Raw genomic sequence first — 9,787 nt, forward strand, 5'->3', positions numbered from 1 at the left:
GCGTCGTTCGTCACACCAGTGAAGCCGCCCCTTGCGGCCCCGAGACTTGGCCGAAGCGGCCGGACCGAAGGACTTCACGCACATGACGAGTTTCCCGACTGCGCTGCATCACCGAATCCGCGAACTGGCGCGCCTCGCGCCCGACGCGCCCGCCATCGCGGTGCCTTTCCAGAACGACCTGCGCCTGTCGCGCGGTGCGCTCGACGCACGTGCATCGCGACTCGCCAGGCAACTGCGCGCGGCCGGCGTCGGCGCCGAAGTGCGGGTCGGCGTGTGCGTCGAGCGTTCCGGCGAACTGTTCGTCGCGCTGCTGGCCGTGCTGAAGGCCGGCGGCGTGTTCGTGCCGCTCGATCCGCGCCATCCGGCCGCGCGCCTCGACTGGATCGTGCAGGATGCGCAACTGCGGCACGGCATCGTCGACGCCGCCGGCCGGGCGGCGCTCGGCACGCCGTTCGAACACGCGTTCGACGTGGCGGCCGAAGCGTCGGGCGTCGCGCAGGATCACGCGTTCGACGACGATGCCGTGGCCGTGCACCCGCGTTCGGCCGCGTACATGATCTATACGTCGGGCTCGACCGGCACGCCGAAGGCGGTGGTCGTCGAGCACGGGCCGCTTGCCGCGCACTGCGACGCGCTCGCGGCCGCGCTGCCGATCGAGGCGGGCGACCGTCTGCTGCATTTCGCGTCGGTCAACTTCGACGCCGCGCACGAATGCTGGCTCGCGCCGCTCGCGGTCGGCGCCGGCATCGTCGTGGCGCCGCCGCAACCGTTCGCGCCGGACGCCGCACATGCGCTGATGGTGCGCGAAGCGGTCAACGTCGCCGCATTTCCGCCTGCTTACCTGCGCGAGTTCGCGGCCGTCGCCGCACGCGACGGCGTGCCGCCGGCCTTGCGCGTGCTCGCGTTCGGCGGCGAAGCGCTGCCGCAGCAGGCATTCGAATTCGTGCGCCGCACGTTCCCGGCCGTGCGCCTGATCAACGGTTACGGGCCGACCGAAGCCGTGATTTCGCCGATGCTGTGGCCGGTGGAGCCGGGCGAGACGCCGGTGCTGGCCGCCGACGACGCGTATGCGTCGCTGCCGATCGGCCGCGCGATCGGCCCGCGCGTTGCGCGCATCGACGGCGCCGACGCCGACGGGGTGGGCGAACTGCTGCTCGGCGGCGTGTGCATCGCTCGCGGTTATCACGGTCGCCCGGCGTTCACGGCCGAACGTTTCGTTCCCGATGCGGACGGTGAGCCCGGCGCGCGCGTCTATCGCACCGGCGACCTCGCACGGCTGCGCGACGACGGCGCGTTCGACTATCTCGGCCGCCTCGACGATCAGGTCCAGGTGCGCGGCGTGCGCGTGGAGCCGGCGGAAATCGCCGCATGCCTGCGCTCGCACCCGGCCGTGGCCGACGCGGCCGTGCTGGCCGAAACCGCCAACGGGCCGACGCGGCTGATCGCGTGCGTCGTGTTGCGCGCGGCGGCCGACGATGCCGCATTGAAGGCGCACGTGGCCGCGCAATTGCCGGCCGCGTGGCAGCCGCACCGGTTCGTGCGTTGCGATGCGCTGCCGTACACGCTGAACGGCAAGCTCGACCGTGCCGCGCTGCGCGAGCGGATTGCCGCCCAGCGGATTGCCGCCCAGCAGGCTGCCGCCGCGCGCGACACGACGCAAGCCGCGGGCGATGCGCCGCGCACGCCGACCGAACAGCAGATCGCGGGCCTCTGGCAGACGCTGCTGGGCCTCGACGTCACGCCATCGCGCGACGATCGCTTCTTCGCGCTCGGCGCCGATTCGCTCGCCGCGATGCAGTTGCAGGCCGCGATCCGTGCCGCCGTGCGCGTGAACCTTCGGCTCGACACGCTGTTCGCCGATCCGGCGCTTGCCGAACTGGCCGAAACCGTCGATCGCGCGGAGCGCGAGACCGGCGAACCGCTGGCCACGATTGCCGCGCGCCGCACGCCGGCCGATGCGGCCGTATCGGGCGCGCCATACGTCGATCGCGCGGCATCGCTCGCGCAGCAACGCTTCTGGGTGCTCGCGCAGACGCGTGACGCGAGCGCCGCGTATCACATCGCCGCGCACTGGACGATCGACGGGGCGCTCGACCGCGACGCGCTGCAGCGCGCGCTCGATCACGTGATCGGCCGTCACGAAGCATGGCGCACGACGCTGGTCGACAACGACGACGGCGTCGTGATGCAGCGGATTCATGCGCATCTGCCGGTGTCGATCGCCGCCGTCGATCTGCGCGACCAGCCGCCGGCCGCCCGCGACGCGCAAGCCGCGCGTCTCGCCGAGCGCGACGCGGCCGCGCCGTTCGACCTCGCGCGCGGCCCGCTGCTGCGCGCGACGCTCGTCGTGCTCGCCGACGACCGTCACCGGCTGCTGCTGACCGCGCATCACGCGATCACCGACGGCTGGAGCTCGCGCTGCGCGTTCGACGAACTGTCGGCTGCGTATCGCGCCTGTGCCGAAGGCCGCGAACCGTCGCTGCCCGCGTTGCCGATCCAGTACGCCGACTACGCGGACTGGCAGCGCGACATGCTGGCCGGCGGCGAGGGCGAGCGCCAGCTCGACTACTGGCGCGGCGCGTTGCACGACGTGCCGGGCCCGCTCGCGCTGCCGGTCGATCGCCAGCCGGGCGCCGTGCGTACGCTGCACGGCGCGCGCGTGTCGGTGCGCCTGCCCGATGCGGTCGCGGCCGACGTGCGGCAACTCGCACGCGACGCGCAGGCGACCGTCTTCACGGTGCTGCTGGCCGCGCTCGACGCATGGCTGTCGCGCGTGACCGGCGAAACGGACGTCGTCGTCGCGGTGCCGGTCGCGCATCGCCAGCGCCCCGAAACGCGCGCGTTGCTGGGTCTTTTCCTGAATACGGTCGCGCTGCGCGTGCGCGTGGCGCCGACGCTGCCGTTCCGCGCGCTCGTCGATGCGGCGCGCACCGCGGCGCTCGATGCGGTCGCGCATCAGGACGTGCCGTTCGAGCGCGTCGTCGATGCGGTGAAGCCGCCCGTCAAGCGCGGCGACGAATGGCTGCGCGTGAAGTTCGCGCAGCAGTTCGACGCCCGGCACGACAGCGTGCTGCCGGGCGCGACCGCGGTCGCGACGCCGGGGCCGGATCTCGCCGCGCGCTTCGACTTCGCGCTGGATTTCACCGACGACGCGAACGGGATCGAGCTGGTCGCGGCGTATGCGACCGACTGCATCGATGCCGACACCGCGCGCGCGTGGCTCGACAGCTATGCGGCGCTCGTCGCATCCGCCGCGCATGAACCGCACGCCACGACGGCCGCGCTGCCGTGCGATGCGTCGGCTGCATCGCGTCAGCCGCGCGACGGCCGTGCGCTGCGCGTCGAACATGCCGACATCGTCGCCGCGTTCGCACGGCAGGCGGCCGCTTATCCGCATCGCGTCGCGCTTTCCGACGCATCGGCATCGCTGACGTTCGCCGAACTCGACGACGTATCGAACCGCATCGCACGCGCGCTGGCGCAACGCGGCGTGGCCGCCGAAGCGGCGGTCGTCGTCTGCATCGAGCGTTCGGCGCGTTTCGTCGTCGGCCTGCTGGGCGCGCTGAAAGCCGGCGCGCTGGCCGTGCTGCTCGACCCCGCGCAGCCGGCCGCCCGCCTCGCCGCGGCCGCGGCCGACTGCGGCGCGCGCTGGGCGCTCGTCGCGCAGCCGGCCGCGTGGCCGGCCGGCATCGACGCGCAGCCGCTCGACGTCGACGCGCTCGCGCAGGACGCGACGCTCGCCCATGCGGCCGGCGTGCGCGTCGCGCCGCACCCGGAGCAGGGTGCGTACCTCATCTATACGTCGGGCTCGACCGGCACGCCGAAGGGCGTCGTCGTCTCGCACGGCGCGCTGGCCGATTACGTGCAGGGGATGCTCGACGAACTCGCGTTCGCGCCCGACGCATCGTTCGCGATGGTCTCGACGGTCGCGGCCGATCTCGGCCACACGACGCTGTTCGGCGCGTTGTGCGCGGGCCGCACGCTGCACCTGCTGCCGGCCGCGTGCGCATTCGATCCGGACCTGTTCGCCGATGAAATGCGCCGCCGTGAAGTGGGCGTGCTGAAGATCGTGCCGAGCCATCTGCAAGCGCTGCTCGACGCGCGCGTGCCGGCCGACGTGCTGCCGCGCCACGCGCTCGTGACGGGCGGCGAAACGCTCACGTGGGCGCTCGTCGCGCGGCTGGCCGCGCTCGCGCCGGCCTGCCGCGTGATCAACCATTACGGGCCGACCGAAGCGACGGTCGGCGCGATCGCGTGCGATACGGCGTCGATCGCCGCCGACGCGCGCGATCCCGCGAGCGGCGTGCCGCTCGGGCTGCCGCTGCCGAATGCGCGCGCGCTGGTGCTCGACGCGTTCGGCGCGTGCGTGCCGGCCGGTGCGACGGGCGAACTGTACCTCGGTGGGCCGGGCGTCGCGCGCGGCTACCTCGGGCGCCCCGCGCAAACCGCCGAGCGCTTCGTGCCCGATCCGTTCACGCCCGGCGCGCGGCTGTATCGCACGGGCGACCGCGTGCGGTTGCGCGCGGACGGCCGGCTTGCGTTCCTGGGCCGCATCGACGATCAAGTGAAGATTCGCGGCTACCGCGTCGAGCCGGGCGAGGTGAGCGCGGCCGTGCGCGCGGCCGGCCCGATCGCGCAGGCCGAAACGCTCGCGATCGAGCACGATGGCCGCCTGCGGCTCGCGACGTTCGTCGTGATGCGCGACGGCGCGGCGTTCGACGAAGCCGCGGTGCGCGCCGCGCTCGCCGCGACGCTGCCCGACTACATGGTGCCCGCGCAGTTCGTCGCGCTCGCACGCCTGCCGGTGACGGCGAACGGCAAGATCGATCGCGCGGCATTGCGCGAACGGGCGGCGGTGCCGGTCGCGGCCGCGCCGGGCGATGCGCCGCAGGGCGCGGTCGAGACGGTGCTCGCCGACGTCTGGCAGGCCGTGCTGAAAGCGCCGAAGGTCGGCCGCGACGACAATTTCTTCGAGCTCGGCGGCGATTCGATCCTCGTGTTGCAGGTGATCGCCCGGGCGCGCAAGCGCGGCGTGCGCTTCACGCCGAAGCAACTGTTCGACGGGCCGACCGTCGCCGAACTCGCACGCGTCGCGAAAACGGACGACGCGGCCGGCGCCGCTCAACCTGTGGGCGCGGCAGCAGCGACCACGGCTGTCACGCCGGCTGCCACGCCGATCCTGACGCCCGCGCAACAACGCTTCTTCGCGCTCGGGATTCCGCACCGCGGCCACTGGAACCAGTCGGTGTCGTTCGATGTGCGCGGCGCGTTCGACGCGGATGCATTCGCGCGCGCCTTCGACGCGTTGCTCACCCATCACGACGCATTCCGCCAGCGCTTCGCACGCGGCGCCGACGGCACGTGGCACGCGAGCGACGCGGCGAAGCCGTACGACACGCTGCCGTTCGTCGAAGTCGCCGCACGCGACGACGCCGACGCGCTGGCCCGCTTCGACGCGCTGCAACGCCGTCTCGATCTCGGCCGCGGGCCGCTCGCGTGCGCGTGCGCGGCACGGCTGCCGGACGGTTCGACGCGACTCTATCTGGCGATTCACCACGCGATCGTCGACGGCGTGTCGTGGCGCATCCTGCTCGACGACCTGGACACGGCCTACCGCGCCGCATGCGAACGCACGCCGGTGCGCCTGTCGCCGCCGGGCCTGCGCGCGGACGCCTGGGCCGCACGGCTTACGCGTGCCGCGACGGAACCGGCGTCGCCGTTCGCGGCCGAAGCCGCCTACTGGGCCGGCATGGCGCAGGGTGACGACATCGCGCCCGATCACCCCGACGCCGTGGCCACGAACGCCGATGCGGCCGTCGTCGTGCAGACGATCGACCCGGCATTGACCCGCGCCGCGCTGACCGACGCGCACGCGGCCTATCGCACGCAGACGATCGAACTGCTCGGCGCGGCGCTCGCATTGGCGCTGGCCGGCGCGCGCGGCGCCGCGTCGTGCCGGGTCGAACTCGAAGGGCACGGCCGCGAAGCGCTGTTCGACGACGCGGATGCCAGCCGCACGATCGGCTGGCTGACGAGCCATTACCCGGTGACGCTGCCGGTCGAAGCAACGGCCCGCGACACGCTGTGCGCGGTCAAGGACACGCTGCGCGCGGTGCCGCACAAGGGGCTCGGCTTCGGCGTGCTCGCGCACTACGGCGATGCGGCCACGCGCGCGGCGCTGGCCGCCGTGCCGCGCCCGCGCGTCACGTTCAACTATCTCGGCCAGTTCGACGCGCCTCGCGATGCGACGCTCGTCCCGCGTTTCGGCGGCACCGGCGTCGAGCGCGATCCGAACGGGCCGCTCGGCAATACGCTCGCGATCCATGCGTACCTCGACACGGACGGCGACGGCGCGCGCACGCTGAAGGTGCACTGGGTCTACGGTGCGCCGCAATTCGAACGCGTGACGATCGACGCGTTCGCCGAACGCTTCGCAAACGCGCTGCGCGAACTCGTCGAGGCATGCGCGTCACGCATCGCGCATCGCGGCGCCGGCGCGACGCCGGGCGATTTCCCGCTCGCGCAGGCCGCCGGCCTCACGCAGGCCGCGATCGAACGCGCACCGCTCGACTGGCGCGCGATCGACGATGTGTATCCGCTGTCGCCGATGCAGCAGGGCATCCTGTTCCATGCGCTGTTCGCGCCCGGCCACGCGAGCTACGTGAACCAGCTCGTCGCGACCGCGACCGCGCTGGACGCCGACCGGCTCGCGGCCGCGTTCGACGCGTCCGTCGCGCGTCACGACATCCTGCGTACGAGCGTGATGCCGGACGAAGCCGCGCCGCTGCAATGCGTGCATCGTCACGCGCGCATGCCGGTCGAGCAGCTCGACTGGCGTACGCGCGGCGACACGCTCGACGCCGATTTCGACGCGTGGCTCGCGGCCGACCGCACGCGCGGCTTCGACTGGCGCGAGCCGCCGCTGATGCGGCTCACGCTGATCCGCGTGACGGACGACGCGTGGCGCGTCGTCTGGACGCGCCACCACGTGCTGCTCGACGGCTGGAGTACCGCGCGCCTGCTCGCCGACGTGCTGCGCGACTATCGCGACCCGGATGCCGTGTCGCCGTTCGCGAGCCGCCCGGCGCTGCGCTATCGCGACTTCATCGCATGGCTCGGCACGCGCGAGCGCGACGCCGACGAACGCTTCTGGACCGAACGCCTCGCGCGCCTCGACGCCCCGACGCTGATCGCGGAACGCACGGCCGATCGCGCGGAGGCCGAGATGGTCACATGGCGCGCGACGCTCGACGCCGACACGACGGCGCGCGTCGCGCAGACGGCCCGCGCGCTGAAGCTGACCGTCAACACGCTGGTGCAGGGCGCGTGGGCGCTCGCGCTGCAGCGGATGACGCACCAGCTGGCCGTCGCGTTCGGCGCGACCGTCGCCGGCCGTCCCGATGCGCTCGCGGACGTCGACTCGGTGCTCGGTCTTTTCATCAACACGCTGCCGGTCATCACCGCGCCGGCGCCGCAGCAACGCGCGGCCGACTGGCTGCAAACGCTGCAGCGCGAGAACGCGGCGGCCGCCGAACACGCGCACACGCCGCTTGCCGACATCCAGCGCTGGGCGCGCGGCTCGGGCGGCGCGCTGTTCGACACGCTGGTCGTGTTCGAGAACTATCCGGTGGACGACACGGCGCGTGATGCCGATCCGCGCGCGCTGGCGCTGAGCGACGTACGCAGCATCGAAGCGACCGATTTCGCGCTGACGCTCGTGATCGAAAGCGGCGCCGAACTGACGATCGACTACGGCTACGACACCGCGCGCATCGACGCGCGTCAGGTCGAGACCTGGCATCGCGCGTTCGCCTGCGCGCTCGACGCGCTGGCCCGTACGCCCGACGCGCTGCTCGGCACGCTGTCGATCGCCGACGATGCGACCCGCGACGCGCTGGCCCGCGCGCAGGACACCGCACATGTCTGGCCGATCGAACGACGCCAGCCGCTGCACCTGCAATTCGCCGACGCGGCACGGGCGACGCCCGACGCGATCGCGCTCGAATACGCGGACGCTCAAGGCCGCGTGCAGCGCGCGACCTATCGCGAACTCGACGCCGCCACGTCGCGCATCGCCGCCGCGCTGCGCCGGCGCGGCGTGCGGCCGGACACGCCGGTCGCGCTGTGCGTCGAGCGCTCGTTCGACATGGTGATGGCGCTCGTCGGCGTGCTGAAGGCCGGCGCCGCGTACCTGCCGGTCGATCCCGACTATCCGGCCGAGCGTATTGCGTACCTGCTGCGCGACGCGCGGCCGGCCGTCGCGATCACGCAGGCGCATCTGCGCGAGCAGGTCGAGGCCGCGCTGGGCGAGGGCGCCGATACGCAACTGCTGACGGTCGCCGACCTGCTGGCTGACGAGGCCGGCGATATCGATGGCGAAACCGCCGCGGTCGACGACGCGCAGCTCGCGTACCTGATCTACACGTCCGGCTCGACCGGCAAGCCGAAGGGCGCCGGCAACACGCATGGCGCGCTCGCGAACCGGATCGCGTGGATGCAGCACGCATACCGGCTGACGCGCGACGACGTCGTGCTGCACAAGACGCCGTTCGGCTTCGACGTGTCGGTGTGGGAATTCGTGTGGCCGCTCGCGATCGGCGCGAAGCTCGCGATCGCCGCGCCGGGCGACCACCGCGATCCGGCGCGTCTGGCCGCGGCGATCCACGCGCACGGCGTGACGGTGCTGCATTTCGTGCCGTCGATGCTCGCCGCGTTCGCCGCGCATCTCGACGATTTCTCGGCCGCCGCGCAATGCGACAGCGTGCGTCTGATCGTCGCGAGCGGGGAGGCGCTGGCGCCCGAACTCGTCGCGAAGATGGCGCGCCTGTTGCCGAACGCGACGCTCGTGAACCTGTACGGGCCGACCGAGGCCGCGATCGACGTGTCGCACTGGACCTGCGGTCCCGACGACGCGCAAGCGGTCGCGGTGCCGATCGGCCATCCGATCGCGAACCTGCAACTGCACGTGCTCGATGCCGCGTGGCAGCCGGTGCCGGCCGGCGCGACCGGCGAACTGTATCTCGCGGGCGCGGGCCTCGCGCGCGGCTATCTCGGCCGGCCGGCGCTGACCGCCGAGCGTTTCGTGCCCGATCCGTTCGTGCCGGGCGCGCGCATGTACCGCACCGGCGACCTCGCGCGCCGGCGCGCGGACGGCGCGCTCGACTACCTCGGGCGTGTCGACACGCAGGTGAAGCTGCGCGGCCAGCGGATCGAGCCGGGCGAGATCGAGGCGCTGCTGCGCGCGGCGCCGGGCGTGAACGATGCGGTCGTGATCGTGCGCGACGAGCAACTGATCGGCTATGTCGCGCGCGGCGACGCGGGCGCGCTCGACCGTGCGGCGCTGCTCGACGCGCTGCGCGCGCAACTGCCGGCGTACATGGTGCCGTCGCAGTTGATCGAGCTGGACGCATTGCCCGTCACGCCGAACGGCAAGTGCGACCGCCATGCGCTGCCGGCGCCGGTGCGCGAAGCGGCCGAAGCCGTCGAGCTCGCGACCGATACCGAGCGCGCGCTCGCGGCGATTTGGCAGCGCGTGTTGCGCGTGGACGCGATCGGCCGCGACGGCGATTTCTTCCTGCTCGGCGGCCACTCGCTGCTCGCGACGCAGGCTCACGCGCAGGCGAACCTGCACTGGGGGCTCGCGCTGCCGCTGCGCACGCTGTTCGACACGCGCACCCTCGCGCGCTGCGCGCAAGCGATCGACGCGGCCTGCGCGGCGCGCGGCGAGACCGATGCGGCGAGCGCGATCGACGCGCTGCTCGGCGAACTGGAAACCCAATAAGGACGA

The 9,787-nt window shown here is 73.0% G+C and carries 1 protein-coding gene; it reads left to right on the forward strand.

Annotated elements, in window-relative coordinates:
• The first annotated feature begins 82 nt into the window (after nt 1–82).
• Complete coding sequence (locus WS64_RS06955) at nt 83–9,781, forward strand: non-ribosomal peptide synthetase (protein ID WP_060966909.1); 9,699 nt, start codon at nt 83–85, stop codon at nt 9,779–9,781.
• Nucleotides 9,782–9,787: the final 6 nt, after the last annotated feature.

The sequence above is a fragment of the Burkholderia anthina genome, from assembly GCF_001547525.1.
Lineage (GTDB): Bacteria > Pseudomonadota > Gammaproteobacteria > Burkholderiales > Burkholderiaceae > Burkholderia > Burkholderia semiarida.